The sequence below is a fragment of the Pseudomonas sp. ZT5P21 genome (genome assembly GCF_054897785.1).
The window spans coordinates 3,598,998-3,617,548 of the sequence record NZ_CM142705.1 but is presented as its reverse complement, the minus strand read 5'-3'; the positions used below and the strand labels follow the sequence as shown (position 1 = coordinate 3,617,548).

The following is an 18,551-nucleotide window of genomic DNA, read 5'->3' as shown; positions in this document are numbered from 1 at the left end:
GATTAATGGGGTTCCTGAGTTCAGAGTGGTCAGGACCTTTTGTTATCACCCGGTTCGCCACCGACGTGTACGCCGTGGTCGTCGCCAACTTCACCGGAGCGATGGACTCCGTGGTCATCGCCCATTTCACCGGAACGGTGCACCCCATGATCGTCACCAGGCTCGGCGTGGGTGCCACTGCGTCCGGATGACGATGAGGCGGAGTTGCCGGAATGCCCTGAGCCATGGTCGTTGCCACTGTGACCCCTGCCGTCGCCGCCATGACCGCTGCCGCTGTGACCACCGCCGCTACCACCGTGTCCACTGCCACTACCGCCGTGTCCGCCGCCGCTGCCACCGTGGCCACCGCCATTACCACCGCCACCGCTCCCACCTCCGCCACTGCCTCCACCGCCATTACCACCGCCACCGTTACCACCTCCGCCACTGCCTCCGCCGCCCCCACTACCACCACTCCCTCCATCCTTGGCCTGAGCGCTCGACACGCTGGACAGGCTGTCCGGAATCAGTACGGTAGACGCCGATAGAACTGCGCCGATAGCTACTGCAAGTAAAAGCTTGTTGATGTGCATGTCGTTCTCCGTCTTTTTATTCAGGTTGGAACGTTGATGAACAATGCAACGTGCTGCTCGATTCAGTGGATAAACACCGCAACGTACTGATTTATTCAGTTGCAACGGCGATGAACGATGAACGGTACGGCTCGACCCCGTTTCAGCGGTCAGTGAATGCTCGAGGCCAGCTCGAATATCGGGATGTACATCAGGATGACGATGACCCCGATCAACAGGCCGATGAAGGTCATGAGCAAGGGTTCAAACAAGCGCACGAACCATTCGATCCAGCGGCTGATTTCTTCGTCGTAGAAATCGGCGCTGCGTTCCATCATTTGCCCGAGGTTGCCGGACTGTTCGCCGGCACGCAGCAAGCGCAGGGACACCGGGGTGACGAGGTGATTGAGTTCCAGCGCGGTGGACAGCGATTGCCCTTCGCGCACCCGTTCGCAGGCCTGGTCCAGGCGTACGCGTGAGGCGACGGTGAGCAGGCCGCGGACCATGCCCATGGCGGTGACGAGGGGGATGCCGCCTTGCAGCAGAATCCCCAGCGAGCGGTAGAAACGGGCCAATTCGTACATGAAGATGCGTTGATGGACCGCCGGGAGTTTCTCGATCACCCGGTCCACGCTGCGGCGAAAGGCCGGCTGGCGCTGGAGAAAGGCGAGGGCGATGACGATCGCCGCCAGGGCTCCGAAGAATTCGCCTTGATGGGCGTGAAGAAACATCCCGCTGCTCATCAGCACTTGTGACAGCCACGGCAGGTTGTTGCCCAGCCCTTCGAACACCAGGCTGAATCGCGGTACGACATAGCCCATCAGAAACAACACCACGCCACCGCCCACCACCAGCAACAGCATGGGGTAGATCGAAGCGCTGAGGATCTTCTGGCGAACCTCGTCCATGCGCTGGCGATAGCTCACATAGCGGCCCAGGGCCTCGCCCACGGCGCCGGTCTTCTCGCTGGACTGGACCAGCGCCACGTACAGAGGAGGGAACACTGCCGACAACTGGCCCAACGCCTGGGAGAACGATTTGCCCTCGTAGAGCAAGCGCACCAGTTCACTCAAGGTTTTGCGAGCCTGTGGCGCGGTTTCCTTTTCCGCCAGGCTTTCCAGCGCATCGATCAACGGCAGGCCCGCGTTAAGCAGCGTGGTCAGTTCCTGGCTGAACAGCACCAGATTGAAATGCTCGCGCTGGCGCATCCCCAAGGCGCGCCAATGCCGTTCGGCATGCAGGCTGACCACTCGCAGGCCCTGGTCTTCGACGATGCGTCGGGCTTCGCTATCCCCTTGCGCTTCGACGGTCATTGAGACTACGCCAGCCTTGCCGACAGCTTTCAGGTGAAAGCGCATGGTCGGCTCCCGTCATTGCCAACTGGTGACTTCGGCGTTTTCGCCTTCGCCGCCGGGTTGGCCGTCCTTGCCCATGGACAGCAGGTCGTATTCGCCGTTTTCGCCGGGGTGGCGGTAGGTGTAGTTGCGCCCCCACGGATCCTGCGGCAGTTTTTTCTGCAGGTACGGACCGGTCCAGCGGGTTTCGTCGCTCGGCGCGGTGACCAGCGCCTGCAAACCCTGTTCGGTCGACGGGTAATGGCCAACTTCCAAACGGTACAAATCCAGGGCCTTGCTCAGGCCTTCGATTTGCGCCTTGGCCACTTTCACTTCGGAGCGGCCCAACTGGGCGAAGTACTTCGGTGCAACGATGCCGGCCAACAACCCGAGCACCACCAGCACCACTAACAGTTCGAGCAACGTGAACCCGCGCTGAGCTCGCGGTGAACAGTTACGCGGGGCATTACACAGACGCTGATTCATGATGACCTCACACAGTCGGCAGAAGGGTCGCCACAGCGGCTCATGCAATTGCCATGCTCACCGTCGGACGTCCTTCTGCAACCCCTGAATGACGGGCCTTTGCGCATCCGGCACAGTGCTTGCGTAGCACTGCTTCACTACCGGTCATTGGGGCAATAGCCCCATTTTTCGGGGCCGGTCGGGGAGACAGAATAATGAAAACACTCACCACAGGACTGCTCGGCTGTGTGCTGCTGGCAGGCACCGCTCAGGCTGATGTATTCGTTTCCGTGGACAGCAAGGGCACCTACGTTTTGTCCAATGTCCACCGTCCCGGTCGTACCTATGAACGGGTGATTCACGAACCCGAATCGTCGCTGGTCAGCCTTGATCAACAGCCGCAGATGATTGCCCGGCAGCCCTACGCCAAGCTGGTCTCGGCGGCCGCCACGGCCAATGAACTACCGGCGGCGCTGTTGCATGCGGTGATCCAGGCCGAGTCTGCCTACGACTCCCGCGCACGGTCGGCCAAAGGGGCGGGAGGGCTGATGCAATTGATGCCCGACACCGCCCGGGAGATGGGCGTGACCAACGTCTATGACCCCAAGGCCAACATCCAGGGCGGCGCCAGATACCTCAAGCGTCTGATGACGCTATTCGACAACGACATCGCTCTCGCCGTGGCGGCCTACAACGCCGGGCCGCAAGCGGTGCTCAGCCGTGGCGGTGTGATCCCGCCGTTCGCCGAAACCCAGCGTTATGTACCCAGCGTGCTTCGCCAATACCGCCGCTTGCAGGGCCTGGCCGTGGATGCTCCGCTATGAATTGGGGGTTGCCCCACAAATGGGGCAACGACGCCAACGCGTTCCCCCTGTGGGAGCGGGCTTGCTCGCGAAGGACGTCCGGACAACACGTTCATTCAGACAGCCCGCGTTTTCGTTGTCGTCCTTCGCGAGCAAGCCCGCTCCCACAGGGGGAATGCGTACGTCTGACAGCGCGGCTCCTACAGGGATATGCGTTTGGCGGGGAGTTGGCGTCGGCCCGGAATGTGTGGGGAATGGGTGGGGGAATATCCCCCGAGTTATCAAGTCGTTTACGTAACTAACTAAAAAATAACAACAATATTTATGGCATGCGGATTGCTCTTCGGGATTTATCGAGAATTATTCCCTGTGAGCACCCACAGCGAGACCCGCGATCATGAACGGCAAACCCCACGCTCATCACCTGGTTAACCTGCTGCTGTTTCTGGCGCCGATGCTGGGCGTCGAGATGGCCGAAGCGGCCATACGCTGCGAGCGCAACCTGGTGGCAAACGTTGTGGCGCTGGATCAGCCGCTGATGTTCAACCGCCTCGGTGCGCAGAACGCTAACGGCATGATGTTCGCCCTGCGTCGTGACGTGGTCGATGACCATGACATGTCTCTGGCCCATGGTGGCGCGGCGGTACCGGGCAAGGTCTCGCTGCGGCCTGACAAGCGTCCGCGTCCGCTGGTGCTGCGTGTTGCTGCCGGTGACTGCCTGACCATCAATCTGCAAAACCTGTTGGCGTATCAGGCCAACCCCGGCAGCCATGAAGACGGTGGAGAAGAGGGTGAGATAGAAGGTGAAGTCGCCATTGGCGACGCAGACGAATTCAAAGTCGATGAGCAGGTCACCGACCGCCACGTCGGCTTCCAGGTCAACGGCCTGCAAGCGGTCAACAGCATTGACGACATTGCGTCATACACCGGGCGCAATGCCAATACGTTGATCGCTCCTGGCGCAACCCGTTCCTACACCTTGTACGCCGAACGTGAAGGCGCATTCGCCGCCAGCAGCCGGGGTGCAACGTTCGGCGGTGAAGGCGATGCGGGCAACGTCGCCAACGGACTGTTCGGCGAAGTGGTGGTGGTGCCCAAGGGCGGTCGCACCTATCGCAACACCATCACCGAAGAAGAAATGCGCCTGGCCAGCAGCGGCCGTACCCCGGCCGGTCAACCGATCGTGGATTATCAGGCGCGCTACCCGCAGCGCGAGCCGTGGATCCGTGAAGGCAAAGCCGGTACGCCGATCATCAGCATGGTCGACGGTAACGAAATCATATCCAGCGAAAGCGATGCGATTGTGATGGGCAGCAACGCCGACGGCAGCTTCCCGCCGTCGACTTATCCGCTGGAAGCCATCGGCAAACGCAACCCCGCGCTGCCCAACCGGCTGGAACCATTCCGCGATTTCGCATCACAGTTCCAGGATGAAACCGCCGCGACCCAGGCATTCCCCGCGTATTGGGCAGACCCGGTCATGGCCCATGTGCTGGAGCCGACTCGCGATTCGTTCATGATCAACTACGGCTCCGGTGGCATGGGCGCCGAGGTGGTGGCCAACCGTCTGGGCGTCGGGCCGATGCACGATTGCCTGTCCTGCGCCTATGAAGAATTTTTCCTCAGTTCCCATACCGTCGGTGATGTGGCGATGCTGGTAGACGTACCAGCCAACGCTGGCCTTGAAGGCATTCTGCCGGGCCAAGTGCCACGCGCCGATCAGGTCGGGGTCAAGGCGACCATGGCGCTGTATCCGTCCGAGCCGTCCAACGTCAATCACAGCTACATCGGCGATTTCGTCAAATTCCGCAACACCCACAACGGCCACGAGCAACACATCTTCCACCTGCACGGCCATCAGTGGCTGTTCAATCCCAATGACGACAACTCCGACTATGTGGACGCCCAAGGCATCGGTCCGGGCGCCGGCTACACCTATGAAATCGCCAACGGCGGATCGGGTAACCGCAATCGTGTTGCCGGCGATGCGATCTATCACTGCCACTTCTACCCGCACTTTGCCCAGGGCATGTGGGCCATGTGGCGGGTGCATGATGTGTTTGAAGAAGGCACCAAACTTGAAGTTTCGGAACAGGGTGACGACGGCTTCCACAGCGAACCTTTCGCCCTGCGCAGCGGTAAACCGGCGGCGGGGGCACGAGCCTTGCCCGATGGCGAAATCGTTGCTGGTACGCCGATTCCGGCGGTGGTGCCGCTGCCCGGCAAAGCCATGCCACCAATGCCAGGCAAAGTCGCGGTCGTGCCGAAAATCGGTGAGACCCTGGTGGCCGGTCATGATGACGACGATGAAGAAGACGACGACAACGGTGAACACCATGGCGGCAGCGGAAGCATCCGGGCCATCGGTTCCCTGGCGTTGGTGGATCGCAGCGAGGCCAATCGCAATGCCGACGGCAGCTTGAAAAACCCTGGCTATCCGTTCTGGATCGGCGGCATGGAAAGTTCGGTCGGCCAACGCCCACCGACCCCACCGCTGGACATGCTCGACGCCGCCACGGCGCAAGTGTTAAAAGGCAGCGGCAATGCTTTGTGGGCGAATCTCGACCCGGCGCAATCCGGTGGCTGGGACGGTGGCCTGGGGCGACATTCCCTGGACGGGTTCTCCTCCGGTGGCGAAGCGCGCACCGTGACCACGTCGCTGGACTTCTCCAAGGAGGTGACCCGCGCCAAGCCGATTTACCTGCCGGAAGAGGGCACCGAAGTCGAACAGGCCGCCATGGCCTTCCACGCCAAAAAAGAACACCCGAGTTTCGCCTTGCTGCCGGGCAACCAGATTGTGGCGCGCAACTTTCGCACCAACGGCGCCTTGCCGGTGCCCGGTGCCCCCTACTACGAACCTTGCATGGATGACCGGCAAAAACGCCTGACCAGCAGTGCCGGTAGCGGCGAGTTCGCCAGTGGCGAACGCATCGACGGCATGTCCTTTATTGGTTCGTCGACCTTCACTGCCGACCGTCCACGGGTCTACAAAGCCGCGAACATCCAGTTCGATGCGGTATACAACAAGGTCGGCTATCACTTCCCGCAAGCGCGCATTCTGGCACTGTGGGAAGACGCCTGGCCAGTGATCACCAAGCAGCGTCCGCCAGAACCACTGGTGATGCGCATGAACACTTTCGACTGCGTGCAGTACCAGCAAACCAACCTGGTGCCGGCCATCTACGAGATGGACGACTATCAGGTGCGCACGCCGACCGACGTGATCGGCCAGCACATTCACTTGCCGAAATGGGACCTGACGGCGGCCGACGGTTCGGCCAACGGCTGGAACTACGAAGACGGTGTGCTTTCTCCCGGCGCGGTGCAGGAACGGATCCTCGCCATACGCGAGTTCAACCAGTGTGAAAGCGCTGATCCGCGTGACGGCACGCCGGCCTGCCCGAAAGCCAAGAATCACCCGTACTTCGGTCAGTTTGGCCGGGCCGACTGGGTCGGGGCGCGCACGGCGATGCAGCGCTGGTTTGTCGACCCGGTGGTAAACACCAAAGGCATCGACCGTGGCCTGGGGACCATCTTCACCCACGACCACCTCGGCCCATCGACGCACCAACAGATTGGTCTGTACGCCACCGTACTGGCTGAGCCGGCCGGTTCCACCTGGTTTCACGCTGAAACCGGCGAGCCGTTGTACAGCGGCGCACGGCAGGACGGCGGCCCGACTTCATGGCAAGCGGTAATCTCCACGGGAGACCTGGACGGCGATGGCAAGAATGACAGCTTCCGTGAATTCTTCCTCGAATACAGCGACTTCCAGCACGCCTATGAAGCCGGTGTTTACGTGGGTGCCGGACCCAACGGCATACCGAACGCACAAGCGTTCCCGGCCACTGCCGATAGCTTCCGCTACGCGATCAACCCACCGGTGCGCAACAATGCCAGCAACTTGCTCGATGGCATCATCGAAGTGCAGGGCGGGTTGGTGCCGGGTTGCCCGACCCGGCCATGCCCGCAGGCAATCTCGGTCGATGACCCGGGCATGTTCGTGGTCAATTACCGCAACGAACCGCTGGCCCTGCGGGTGTATGACCCGAACAAGGTCGGCCCGGACGGCAAGCGCGGCATGCAGGCCGACGGCCTGGGCGGCGACCTTGCGTACGCCATGCAAAGCCGTACCGACCGTGCCATCCCGGCGATGAACCTGGCGCCTAATCTCGTCACCGCGGCGACTGGCCCCACGGGTGGCACCACGCTGTTTCCGCCGCACATCAACCGTGGCGGCGCCGAACCGGGCGATCCGTTCACGCCGATGCTGCGCACCTACACCGGTGACAACGTGCGGTTGCGGGTGCATGCCGGCGGTCACGAAGAAGAGCACAACGTGACCTTGCACGGCGTCAAATGGCTACAAAGCGGGTCCGGTTTCGGCAACAGCTCCAACTCCGGCTGGCGGGCGTCGCAGATGGTCGGTATCTCCGAACAGATGGGCTTCAACGCGCCTGTTTCGATGCTCTCCAGTTCGGCCGCGACCACCGGGGATTACCTGTACTCGATGGACGCTTCCATCGAAGGTTACTGGAACGGCATCTGGGGCGTGATGCGCAACTACACGGCCCAGCGCAGCGACCTGTTCGCCGTGCCAAACAACCCGAAACCGGCGGGCATGCGCAACACCGTGGCGTTCGAGGGCTCCTGCCCACGGTACAGCGCCAACCCGAATGGCATAGGTACCCGGCCGACGGTGCAACGCAACTATGAGGTGGTGGCGGCCCTCGCCAACGACATCCTGCGCAACCCGCTGAACCTGGTCATCGGCGATCCGGGTGGCGTCGGGCAACACGTCGGTGGGCCATTGAATCCGGCGGGCGGCACCCTGGTGTTCAACTCGCGGGCGGTGAATATTCCACAGGTCAGCGTGACCGATCCGGAAGATGGCGAGACCATCACCATCGGCGGGCAAAGCGGGCCGTTGCATGATCCGACCGCGATCCTGTACGTGCGCAAGTCTGATCTCGATCCGAACACCGGCAAACTCAAAGCGGGCGTTCCGGTAGAGCCGCTGGTGCTGCGCGCGGCAGCGGGTGATTGCATCAACGTCACCCTGGAAAACCGCTTGCCACTGATCATGCCGGACCTGACACAGACCGCCGTGATGCAAGGCCTGGTCAAGCGTGATCGCAATAGTGGTCAGGGCTCGACCATCTTCACCAACAACCTGATCCGGCCGTCCAGTCACGTCGGTTTCCATGCACAACTGCTGTCCTATGACATCACCAAATCCGACGGCACCAACGTCGGCGCTAACCCGATCCAGACCGTGCCACCACGGGTCGGCAACAGCGGCGCGTATCCGACACGTACGTATCAGTATTACGCCGGGCACCTGGAGCGCGAAGGAAAACCCATCACGCAACTGGGCCGCAGCGTCGACAATATCAACGCCACGGCGGTGGAATTCGGCGGGCTGAATATCACGCCGGCGGACCTGATCAAACAACCGCAGAAAGGCTTGGGCGGTGCGATGAGCATCCTGCCCATCGGCGCCACCTGGGTCGAAGATGCGCGCAAAACCAACGCGACCGTCACGGCGCCAGGGCAGGCCGTTTACCGAGACTTTGCGATGGTCTGGCAGAAAGCGTTGAACATGCGCTGGGCCAATGGCCGGCCGGTGGAAGGCATCGCTGCCGAAGGCATGGGTGTGCCGACCGATCCACAGGACAACTCGAGCATGGCCATCAACTACAAGGCCGAGCCGCTGTGGTTCCGCTTCGGGCTGGCGCCGGACGCGCCGTTCGGCCACGCCGACGGTGCCGGCTACGGCGACGTGCCCAACGCGCACATGGCCTACAGCAATGCGCTGATCGGGGGCGATCCACAAACGCCGGTGCTGTATGTAAAACCGGGGCAACCGTTCCGCACCCACATCCTGATGCCTAGCGGTGGCAGTCGCGGCACGACTTTCCAGCTGGACGGACACGTGTGGTCGGTCAACCCGTTCCAGTCGGAGAAGAGCGACGCCGGGGGTTACCCGATGGGTACGCCGGGCGTGGGTTCGGTGCGGTTCGGCTACAACCCGATGTCGATGTACATCGGCGCCCGCGAAAGCATCCTGCCGGCGGCGCACTTCAGCTTCATGCACCCAAGCGCCGGGGGCAGCAATGCGATACCGGGCGACTACCTGTTCCGCGACTACGGCGCGTACGGCAACACCGCCGGGCTGTGGGGATTGCTGCGGGTGACCAACGAACCCGAACCGGCGCCGTAGGGGTGATCCACCTCACCACAAGGTTCGCGTCCGCAAGGGCGATGCCTCAGACAGGCACAGATCTGTAAGGAGAAGGTGATATGAGCAGGACCATCGGGATTGCCGGGTGTGCGTTTGTAGTCGGCGTGGCGCTGGTCTGGCTGGGCGTCTGGCGGACGGCGCCGCCGACGTTGCTTAGCGAGGTGGCGCTGCCGGACACCTGGAGCAGCCATAAGCTTGAACGCGACGGCGTGTCCGTGGCACTGGAAGTGCGGCCGCTGGCCGAAGACGGCGTACTGCGTGAAGGCGAGTTTGCCGACGTACGTTTCCGGGTCAGTGACAGCACGTCGGGCCAACCGCTGTCCGGCGTCAATCCCGGAGCCTGGCTGGACCCGGAAGCCGTCGCCGCCGACCAGGCCCAGGGCAGGGAGCGGAGCTGCAAATCGCGGGTCGGGGTGTTCCTCAAATCCAGCATCGGCGCGCGGCCGCTGCTCGACCTGAACAGCTATTTCCTGCTGGTGATGAACCGCGATGCCAGCGTTTCCGTGGTCGACCCGTCGGTCTCGGTGGGCGGCATCACCAGCACCAGGGCCCGCATCGACATCAAGCAGCCGCCGATGGATTGGGTCACCCCCAAGGACAACAAACGCGTGTTCATCTCCATGCCCACCGCCGGCGAAGTGGCAGTGATCGACAGCGAGCAATTCAAGTTGATCGACTCGGTAACCGCCGGCAACCACCCGGTGCGCGTGGCGTTGCAACCGGACGAGCGCCTGCTGTGGGTCGGCAACAACGCCTCGAAGGCTGAGGAATCCGGCGTCAGCGTGATCGACAGCCACAGCCTGAAACCTCTCACCTATCTGGCCACCGGCCGCGGGCATCACGAAATCGCCTTCAGCAAGGACAGCCGTTTTGCCTTCGTCAGCAACCGCGACGACGGCACGCTGAGCATCATCGACATTGCCAGCCTGACGATCAGCAAGCAACTCAAGACCGGCTCGAACCCGTTGTCGGTGGCGTACTCGGCGCTGTCCCAGGCGGTGTATGTCGCCGACGGCAAGGATGGGACCGTTACGGTGGTCGATGGCGCCAGCCACGACGTGCGCCGAGTGATCAAAATCAAACAGGGCCTGGGCCCGATGGGCTTCAGCACGGACGGTCGTTTCGGCATCGTCCTCAACACCCTGGAGAACCAGGCTGCCGTCATCGATGTCGCCACCGATGTACTTATCCATGAACTAGACGTGTCTGCAGAACCTTATCAGGTGGTGTTCACCAAGGCCTACGCCTACGTACGCGGACTGGCCTCGGCCAAAGTCACGATGATCAACCTGTCGTCCCTCGGTGAAGGCCGCACGCCGATCAGTCAGGGCTTTGAAGCAGGGCCGCAGGCGCCACGGCTGGCCGGTGATTTGCCACTGGCGTCGAGCCTCGCGGTATCGCGAGACGACAACGCGGTGTTCGTGGTCAACCCGGTGGACAACACGACTTACTTCTACGCCGAAGGCATGAACGCGCCGATGTCCGGTTACCCCAATCGCGGGCAGGTCGCTCGAGCGGCGATGGTCATCGACCGCAGTTTGCGTGAAGTGGAGCCGGGGGTGTACAGCGCACGGATCAAACTGCCGAGCGCCGGGCGTTTCGACGTGGCGTTCCTGCTCAACCAACCGAACATCATTCACTGTTTCACGGCACGGGTCGAGCCGGATAGAAGCCTCGCCCACCCCCCCGGCGTGGCGACAGTCGAGTTCATGCTCGACAAGTCCATCGCCGCCCTCGGCAGTCCATACACCGTGCGCTTTCGCATCGTTCAAGGCCAGCACAAGACCCTGCGCAGCGGCGTGAAAGACGTCCAGGTGCGCTACTTCCGCGCCCCGACGTCCCGAGCTCGGGAAGTCGCTGCAAGGGAGGTCGGCAACGGGGTTTATGAGGCTCCGGTGACCCTCGACCAGAACGGTGCCTGGTACCTGCATGTGCGGGCCGCATCCCTCGGCGCGAGTTTCGATGACAAGACTTTTGCAAGCGTTCGGGTCCTGCCCGGCGATGCCCACTGAAAAGGAAATGGACATGAACCGATTCGCACACCGTGGACTGCTGACCTTCTGCCTGTTGGCCGCCGGTATCGGACAAGCCCTGGCGCACTCGGCGGATGAACATGCCGGGCATGACATGCCGGCCAAAAGCGCCAGCCCGGAAAGTACCCGGGTCAAATTCGCCGACGTGGCGCTGGTGGATCAGAACGGCCAACCGGTGCGTCTGGAAAGAGACCTGGTGACCAACAAAATCGTGGTCATGAGTTTCATCTACACCAGTTGTACGACGGTGTGTCCGGTGGTGTCGTCGATCATGGGCAAGGTGCAGAAACAACTGGGCGCGCGGGTGGGTACCGAAGTGCAGCTGGTGTCGATCAGCATCGATCCACAGCGCGATGATGCCAAGCGTCTGAAAGACTACGCCCGCAATTTCCAGAACGGTCCGGGCTGGAGCTGGCTGACCGGCAGCTCGCAGTCGATCAACGCCACCCTCAAAGGCCTCGGCAACTTCAGTGGTGACTTCCAAAACCATCAGCCACTGATCCTTGTCGGCGACGGCAATAGCCGCCACTGGACACGCTATTACGGCTTCACCGACCCGGTCGTGCTGACACGTCAAGTGGAAAAACTCAGCGGCCAGCGCAACGTACACGCCAAGCACACCGCCATCGCCATGGAGCAACAGCCATGAAAGCCATCGACTGGATCACCTTGACGATGTGCTTCTGCATTTTCAGCTCGACGGCATTTGCCCACGAAGGCCACGAAGAACCTGCGCCTGCGGTGGCTACCGAACAACCGGCGAGCGGCACGCGCGATGCGAAAACCTGGTTTACCGACACACCGTTACAGGACCAGAACGGCGAAACGCTGCGTTTCTACAGCGACGCCCTGCAAAACCGCGTGGTGCTGCTGAACGTGATATTCACCCGTTGCAACGATGCCTGCCCCCTGATCACCCGCAAGCTCAAGGAAGTGCGTGAGTTGCTGGGCGACAAGGCGGACGGCATCACCTTTATTTCCCTTACCAGTGATCCGCTGCGGGACACCCCGGCGGTACTCAAGGCTTACACCTTGAAGCAGGGCGTCGATGGCCCCCACTGGCTTTTTCTCACTGGCGACAAGGCGCAAATGGACCTGGTGCTGGGACGCATCGGCCAGATCGTACCGACCCCCGAGCAACATTCAACGCAGCTGATCGTGGGTGACGTGGCCAACAAACGCTGGAGCAAAATCCGTCCCGATGCCCCGGCCGCCGCCATTGCCCAGCGCTTGCAGTTGCTGACAATGCCCGTGGCTGGCCGCTGAGCCTGCGCCATGAAAAACTCCCTCCCCCTAGGCTTGCTACTGATTGGCGGCCTTCATTTTGCCGCCGATGCAGTACCCCTGAGTCTTGAGGAAAGTGCCGGCAAGCGGCTGTACCGAGAGGGCGTGTCGGGGAGCGGGGAGCCGATCATGGCGCGGGTCGGGGCGGCGGGAATGTTGCTGCCGGCCACCAGCCTGCCGTGCGTCAACTGTCACGGCGCCGATGGTCTCGGCAGGCCCGAGGGCGGGGTGCGGCCGCCGGACCTGAGCTGGTCGCGGCTGACCAGCACCCACGGCCAGCAGCAAATCAATGGCCGCAACTATCCGGCGTACACCGAAGGTACGCTGGCGCGGGCGGTCCAGGAAGGACGTGATCCCGGCAACAATCGTCTCGACCCGGCAATGCCACGGTTCGTGCTGTCGATCAATGATCAGCGCAACCTCACGGCCTACCTCAAACGCCTGGTCGATGAGCGCGACCCCGGCCTGACGCCGGACACCCTGCACCTGGGCACCTTGTTGCCGGGCCAGGGACCGTTGGCCGAGGAGGGCGCGACGGTGGAGGCGGTGCTCAACGGCAGCGTGGCGCGGATCAACGAGGCGGGCGGTATTCATGGTCGGCGGTTGCGCCTGACCATCCTCGATCCGGGGCCGGACCTTGCCAGTGCCAGCCAGGCGTTGGACCGGTTGATCGAGCAGGAGCAAGTGTTCGCCCTGATCGCACCCCTGGCACCGGCACTCGACACGCAACTGGTCTCGCGTCTGGAGCGGGCGGGCATACCGCTGATCGGTCCGCTCTCGTTACAGGGCACGGCCCAAAGCAGTCGGCAGATCTTTGAACCGATGCCAGGGTTACGCGAACAACTAATGGCCCTGGCCGATTACGCCACCGACAGTTTGCGCGTGCTCCAGGGCCCGACGCTGATCACCTACCCGGATGAACCCGGCCAGCGGCAGGCGGCGCAAAACCTCAGCCAGTACCTGCAAGATCGCGCCTGGGAAAAGGTCAGCCTGAAAGCCTACGACCCGACGCTGGACGAACTGCCGCTGGGCTCGCGCTCGGTGTTTTACCTGGGCAGCGGCGGCGGTTTCATTCGGCTCGCCGAACGTTTGCAGACCGCGGGGCAAGTGCCTTACCTGTTCGCCACGTCGAATCAGGTGGCGAGTGACTTGTTGCAGGTGCCTAGCGGTTTTTCCCGGCGGGTCTTTCTGTCCTATCCGTTCGTGCCCAGTGACTGGACGCTGGCCGGACGCCGGGCCCTGACTCAACTTCGTGAGCAACAGGGGCTCGGCGGCCAGCATGCGGTGCTGCAAGTCGGCGCGTTCAGTTCGATGCTGCTACTCAGCGAAGGCATGAAACAAGCCGGGCGCGACGCCAGCCGCGAGAAGCTGATCAATGCACTGGAAGGTCTGCATGACTTCGATACCGGGCTGACCCCGCTGATCAGCTTCGGACCCAGTCGTCGTCTGGGTTTGAGCGGCGCGCATATCGTCACCGTGGACCTGTCCGACCAGCGCTTCTACCTGGTCGCCCCTTACAAACCGATTGCCGTGACACCCTGACCGGAGGCCTCGATCATGAAGCTCAAGACTCTGCTTATCCTGCTGATACTGTGGATGCCCGTGGCCTTCGGCAGCAACGGCCCGGTCGCTGCGCGGGTGAATGGCGAGGAGATTTCCGAATTGCGCCTCGAGCGTTATTTCGCCGAGTACCTGGAAGATCAGGGTCGGGCGCTGGGCAGCATTCGCAATCCCAACGCGTACAAGCAACTGCGCCAGAAGGCGCTGGACGCGTTGATCGACCGCGAGTTGCTGTGGCAGGAAGCGGTCAAGCGCGGGGTGGTGATCAGCGACGCCACGGTACAACGCCAGGTTGAACAGACCCGGCAAGCCATCGGTGGTGCCGAGAAATTCGCCCGACGCCTGGAAGACGCCGGTTTCGACGAGGCCGGTTTTGTCGAGTACACCCGCCGTGAGCTCGGGGCTCAGCAGGTGTTTGCCGAGCTGACCAAGGTGGACGCACCGGATGAAAAACAGGTTCGCGCGTTCTACGAGGAACACCGCACCGAAGTCAGCCGGCCCGAAGAAGTGCAAGCGCGGCACATTCTCATCAAAGTAGCTCAGGACGCCGATGCCCCCGCCGTCGAAGCGGCACGACTACGCTTAGTGGAGATGCAGGTGAAAATCAGACAAGGCGCCGACTTTGCCGACGTGGCCCGGACCGGATCAGAAGATGCGTCCGCCAGCGAAGGCGGAAACCTGGGCTATTTTCCTCGTGGACGCCTGCTGCCCGAATTCGAAACGGCAGCCTTTGCCCTGGCGCCCGGCGAGGTCAGTGAACCTGTTCGCACACCGCTGGGCTGGCACTTGATCGGCGTACAGAACCACATGGAGGCGGCCGATGTCTCAGAGCAACAGGGACTTGACAGCGTTCGGGCGTACCTTGCCCGACAGCAACAGGCCAAAGTTCGTCTGCAGGTGCTTGCGCAGCTGCGATCGCGCAATCGAATCGAACGGACTGACGATGATTGAAGGTTTCTCCCCAATAGTGGGGAAAAGCTTCAGTGCAAAACCGTGCGCTTCCCCGACTTTGGGGGGCGAGGTGTCTGGACGAAAAGGCTTTTCCATGGAAATCAATTACATGCAGCGGTAAAAAACCGCCGCTCAGCCTGGCATGAAGTGTGCGTTAGCCTCAGTAAGGCGCTCTCTGCCAGGTTCGGAAATCGGACCTGCGGTTTCAAGGAGTCCACCTTGTTAAACAAAGTACTGGTTGTCGAAGACGAACAGCTGCTTGCACAAAACCTCAAGGATTACCTTCAGGCGCAAACGCTGGACGTCCGGATTGCACATGACGGTGCGACGGGTATCGGCGAAGCCGAAGGGTTTGCACCGGATGTGATGGTGTTCGATTACCGCTTGCCCGATATGGAAGGCTTTGAGGTGCTCGATGCCGTCCGCCGGAACAGGAACTGCCATTTTGTGCTGATTACCGGGCACCCGACCGCTGAAGTCTGTGAGCGGGCCCGGCAGCTGGGAGTCAGCCATATCCTGTTCAAACCCTTTCCATTGGCGGAACTGGCCCGTGCAGTCTGTGACCTTCTGGGAGTGGAGCGCGAACTCAAAGCAGGCATGAGCACATCCGAAGGTTTTGTCGAACGACGCCAGAGCAGGACCGAGAGTTTCCCGCTGCAGTTGTACGACGGCAGTTGGGTGCTGGCAGATCGTCGACGCAATTCGACCTCCATGGCACCGGACGACGAACAATTGCTCACCGGGGAGTAGTGGCGCGTCAAGCCGTTCCGGTAACCACCGTAATTGCTCGCCGCGTCGACAGGGCTTAAAGCCCCCGGCGTTGGAGAGCAAGCCATGGACCGTCTATCCCTTGCCGTCGAGCCGGCGCAGCTGGAATCTGTACCGTCCCGTTTTACCTGTGAGCAATTGGCCCGGGCACGATCGCTGGCCGTCAGTTCCGGCGAACGTATTCTTGAAGCCCTTGGAGAGCTGTGCGAACTGGCCCCGATGCCCTTCATCCAGTGCCTCGGCGCAACCCTGCATTACCCGGTGCTCGACACCGACAGCCTGTTCAAGGCCACCCCGGTATTCGACCGGGTCACCCTGGCCCAATGCCTCAAGCGCGAATTCATCCTGCTGCGCCATGACGATGCAGTCATTGGTGTGTTTGCCGACCCCTTCAATACTTCGCGTCTGGCCTGGATCGATGATTGTCTGCACGGCGCGCCGTTGTACCTGGTGCATGCCGACGACCTGAAGGCTTATCTGGCGCGCCACGAAGAGAGCTTCCACGCCGTGGAGTCGCTCAACGCCCAGGCTGACGCCAACATCGAAACCGACACCCTGCAAAGCCTGTCCCTGACCAGCATCAGCGAAGACGCCAGCGTGGTCGTCAAACTGGTCAACTCGACCCTGTACGACGCCTTGAAAATGCACGCCAGCGATATCCATTTGGGCACCACCGGCAGCGGTCTGGTGATCAAGTACCGCATCGATGGCGTGCTCAACAACATCAGCAAGATCCAGGGCAGCGAGTTCGCCGAACAGGTGATTTCACGGGTCAAGGTCATGGCCGAACTGGACATCGGCGAGAAACGCGTGCCGCAGGACGGTCGCTTCAAGATCGGCATCAGTGGCCGGCAGATCGACTTCCGGGTGTCGATCATGCCGAGCATATTCGGTGAAGACGCGGTGCTGCGGGTCCTCGACAAGCAGGACCTGGCGGACAAGGTCTGCGGCGTTCAGTTACAAGCCCTGGGCTTCGAAGACGAAACCCTGCGTCAACTGCGCAGGCTGGCCGCTGAACCCTATGGCATGGTGCTGGTGACCGGCCCCACCGGCAGCGGCAAGACCACCACGCTGTACGCGATGATCACCGAAATCAACCACGGCGTGGACAAGATCATCACCATCGAAGACCCGGTGGAGTACCAATTGCCGGGCGTGCTGCAAATACCGGTCAACGAGAAGAAAGGCCTGACCTTCGCCCGTGGTCTGCGCTCGATCCTGCGCCATGATCCGGACAAGATCATGGTCGGTGAAATCCGTGACCCCGACACCGCGCAGATCGCCGTGCAGTCGGCGCTCACCGGACACCTGGTCTTCACCACCATCCACGCCAACAACGTGTTCGACGTGATCGGCCGTTTCACCCAGATGGAAATCGACCCCTACAGCCTCGTCTCCGCGCTCAATGCCGTGCTGGCCCAGCGCTTGATTCGCCTGGTCTGCACCACGTGCGGCGCGCCGAGCCACCCGACCGACGACGAGCTGCGCGCCTCGGGACTCGACCCGAACGCTGTCGATCACTACCACTTTGTTCACGGCAAAGGCTGCGGTCATTGCCGGGGCACCGGTTATCGCGGTCGCACGGCGATTGCCGAGTTGCTGCACCTGGACGACGAACTGCGGCAGATGATCGTCGAGCGCCAATCGATCTCGAAAATCAAGGCCCATGCGTGCAAACGCGGCTTGCGCCTGCTGCGCGAGTCAGCACTGGAACTGGTTGCGGATGGACGCACCACGCTCGAGGAGATCAATCGTGTCACTTTTGTCTCGTGATCGTTTTGTCGCCGTCATCGGCGCCAGTGGTGTCGGCCTCGGCCAGCGCCGTGGCAGCGAAGACCTGTGGCTGGGCAGCGTCGGTTTTATCGACGAAGGTTTTCATGCCTGGGCAGTGGCGCTAGAGACCCTCGACCATCTGCTGACCGACCACACCCGTGCAGGGGCCGAGTTGAGCGTGGTGATTTCCGGGCACTTCAGCCGCTTCTGCCTGGTGCCCTGGAGCGAACAGATCAGCAGCCCCGACGAATTACTCGGCTATGCCCGGCTGTGCTTCGAAGACCTTTACGGTGCGCCGGCTCAACCCTGGAGCCTGGTGCTCTCGGCGGAACCGGCGGGCCACGACCGGATTGCCGCCGCTTTGCCGCAGGACTTGCTGGCCCGTTTGCGCGGATTGGCCAGCGCCCGTGGCCTGCGTTTGCGTTCGGTGCAGCCGTACCTGATGGCAGCGTTCAACCACTTCGACAAAAGCCTCGATGCAGGCGACTTCCTGTTCGTGGTCGCCGAGCCGGTGCGCAGCGTGTTACTGGTGGCTCGGGAAGGCCGCTGGGCATCGGTGCGTTCGGTGGGCAGCAGCGACAGTGACGCCGCACTGACCGCGCTGATCGGCCGCGAAAGCCAACTGCAGGCTTCCACCAGCGAGCGGCCGTTGAACGTTTACCTGCATGCCCCTGCGCGCATCGACGTGCAGCCTGACGTACCCGACGTGCACTTGCGCACGCTCGAAGAAGGCCGGACACCCGTACGCGATTGCCTGTACGTCATGTCCCGGGCGGTGGCTTGAG

At 62.1% G+C, this 18,551-nt stretch carries 13 protein-coding genes; 10 read left to right on the top strand and 3 right to left on the bottom strand.

Going from position 1 to position 18,551, the window contains the following annotated elements; all coding sequences use genetic code 11:
* Window positions 1-29: 29 nt before the first annotated feature.
* The 3 genes from ACYZT9_RS16785 to gspG all read right to left on the bottom strand — a co-directional run bounded on the left by ACYZT9_RS16785 (window position 30) and on the right by gspG (window position 2,371).
* Window positions 30-572: a hypothetical protein gene (locus ACYZT9_RS16785; protein ID WP_462006550.1), complete on the bottom strand. Its 543-nt coding sequence runs from the start codon at window positions 570-572 to the stop codon at window positions 30-32.
* A 149-nt stretch (window positions 573-721) separates the two neighbouring features.
* A complete protein-coding gene (locus tag ACYZT9_RS16780) occupies window positions 722-1,909 on the bottom strand; it encodes a type II secretion system F family protein (RefSeq protein WP_462006549.1) in 1,188 nt (395 codons plus the stop codon).
* Window positions 1,910-1,921: 12 nt separating this feature from the next.
* Complete coding sequence (gene gspG / locus ACYZT9_RS16775; protein WP_462006548.1) at window positions 1,922-2,371, bottom strand: type II secretion system major pseudopilin GspG; 450 nt, start codon at window positions 2,369-2,371, stop codon at window positions 1,922-1,924.
* A gap of 194 nt (window positions 2,372-2,565) precedes the next feature.
* Here gspG and ACYZT9_RS16770 point away from each other — a divergent pair, with 194 nt between their 5' ends.
* The 10 genes from ACYZT9_RS16770 to ACYZT9_RS16725 all read left to right on the top strand — a co-directional run bounded on the left by ACYZT9_RS16770 (window position 2,566) and on the right by ACYZT9_RS16725 (window position 18,550).
* Window positions 2,566-3,174, top strand: coding sequence for a lytic transglycosylase domain-containing protein (locus ACYZT9_RS16770; RefSeq protein ID WP_462006547.1), 609 nt, complete (start codon window positions 2,566-2,568; stop codon window positions 3,172-3,174).
* Window positions 3,175-3,550: 376 nt separating this feature from the next.
* Window positions 3,551-9,376 (top strand): manganese-oxidizing multicopper oxidase MnxG, encoded by a 5,826-nt coding sequence (gene mnxG, locus ACYZT9_RS16765; protein ID WP_462006546.1) that lies wholly within the window; start codon window positions 3,551-3,553, stop codon window positions 9,374-9,376.
* A gap of 80 nt (window positions 9,377-9,456) precedes the next feature.
* Window positions 9,457-11,409 carry a YncE family protein gene (locus ACYZT9_RS16760; RefSeq protein ID WP_462006545.1) on the top strand — a complete coding sequence of 651 codons (1,953 nt, stop codon included), beginning with the start codon at window positions 9,457-9,459 and terminating at the stop codon, window positions 11,407-11,409.
* Between the two features lie 13 nt (window positions 11,410-11,422).
* On the top strand, window positions 11,423-12,079 hold the full coding sequence (locus ACYZT9_RS16755) for an SCO family protein (protein ID WP_462006544.1): 657 nt from the start codon (window positions 11,423-11,425) through the stop codon (window positions 12,077-12,079).
* A complete protein-coding gene (locus ACYZT9_RS16750; RefSeq protein ID WP_462006543.1) occupies window positions 12,076-12,696 on the top strand; it encodes an SCO family protein in 621 nt (206 codons plus the stop codon). The genes ACYZT9_RS16755 and ACYZT9_RS16750 overlap by 4 nt, the downstream gene beginning before the upstream one ends.
* A gap of 9 nt (window positions 12,697-12,705) precedes the next feature.
* The gene (locus ACYZT9_RS16745; RefSeq protein ID WP_462006542.1) at window positions 12,706-14,256 is read left to right on the top strand and encodes a cytochrome c/ABC transporter substrate-binding protein; all 1,551 of its coding nucleotides are present in this window, start codon (window positions 12,706-12,708) and stop codon (window positions 14,254-14,256) included.
* A 15-nt stretch (window positions 14,257-14,271) separates the two neighbouring features.
* Complete coding sequence (locus ACYZT9_RS16740; RefSeq protein ID WP_462006541.1) at window positions 14,272-15,225, top strand: peptidylprolyl isomerase; 954 nt, start codon at window positions 14,272-14,274, stop codon at window positions 15,223-15,225.
* 219 nt (window positions 15,226-15,444) lie between these two features.
* On the top strand, window positions 15,445-15,975 hold the full coding sequence (locus ACYZT9_RS16735) for a response regulator (protein WP_462006540.1): 531 nt from the start codon (window positions 15,445-15,447) through the stop codon (window positions 15,973-15,975).
* A gap of 84 nt (window positions 15,976-16,059) precedes the next feature.
* Window positions 16,060-17,766: a GspE/PulE family protein gene (locus ACYZT9_RS16730; protein ID WP_462006539.1), complete on the top strand. Its 1,707-nt coding sequence runs from the start codon at window positions 16,060-16,062 to the stop codon at window positions 17,764-17,766.
* Entirely contained in the window at window positions 17,747-18,550 is an 804-nt protein-coding gene (locus tag ACYZT9_RS16725) for a hypothetical protein (protein ID WP_462006538.1), read from the top strand. Before ACYZT9_RS16730 ends, ACYZT9_RS16725 begins: the two co-directional genes overlap by 20 nt.
* Window position 18,551: the final 1 nt, after the last annotated feature.

Excerpts from the sequence above, each read along its gene's own strand:
- ACYZT9_RS16785 (WP_462006550.1), bottom strand. The coding sequence starts at position 572 with ATGCACATCAACAAGCTTTTACTTGCAGTAGCTATCGGCGCAGTTCTA.
- ACYZT9_RS16780 (WP_462006549.1), bottom strand. The coding sequence starts at position 1,909 with ATGCGCTTTCACCTGAAAGCTGTCGGCAAGGCTGGCGTAGTCTCAATG.
- gspG (WP_462006548.1), bottom strand. The coding sequence starts at position 2,371 with ATGAATCAGCGTCTGTGTAATGCCCCGCGTAACTGTTCACCGCGAGCT.
- ACYZT9_RS16770 (WP_462006547.1), top strand. The coding sequence starts at position 2,566 with ATGAAAACACTCACCACAGGACTGCTCGGCTGTGTGCTGCTGGCAGGC.
- mnxG (WP_462006546.1), top strand. The coding sequence starts at position 3,551 with ATGAACGGCAAACCCCACGCTCATCACCTGGTTAACCTGCTGCTGTTT.
- ACYZT9_RS16760 (WP_462006545.1), top strand. The coding sequence starts at position 9,457 with ATGAGCAGGACCATCGGGATTGCCGGGTGTGCGTTTGTAGTCGGCGTG.
- ACYZT9_RS16755 (WP_462006544.1), top strand. The coding sequence starts at position 11,423 with ATGAACCGATTCGCACACCGTGGACTGCTGACCTTCTGCCTGTTGGCC.
- ACYZT9_RS16750 (WP_462006543.1), top strand. The coding sequence starts at position 12,076 with ATGAAAGCCATCGACTGGATCACCTTGACGATGTGCTTCTGCATTTTC.
- ACYZT9_RS16745 (WP_462006542.1), top strand. The coding sequence starts at position 12,706 with ATGAAAAACTCCCTCCCCCTAGGCTTGCTACTGATTGGCGGCCTTCAT.
- ACYZT9_RS16740 (WP_462006541.1), top strand. The coding sequence starts at position 14,272 with ATGAAGCTCAAGACTCTGCTTATCCTGCTGATACTGTGGATGCCCGTG.
- ACYZT9_RS16730 (WP_462006539.1), top strand. The coding sequence starts at position 16,060 with ATGGACCGTCTATCCCTTGCCGTCGAGCCGGCGCAGCTGGAATCTGTA.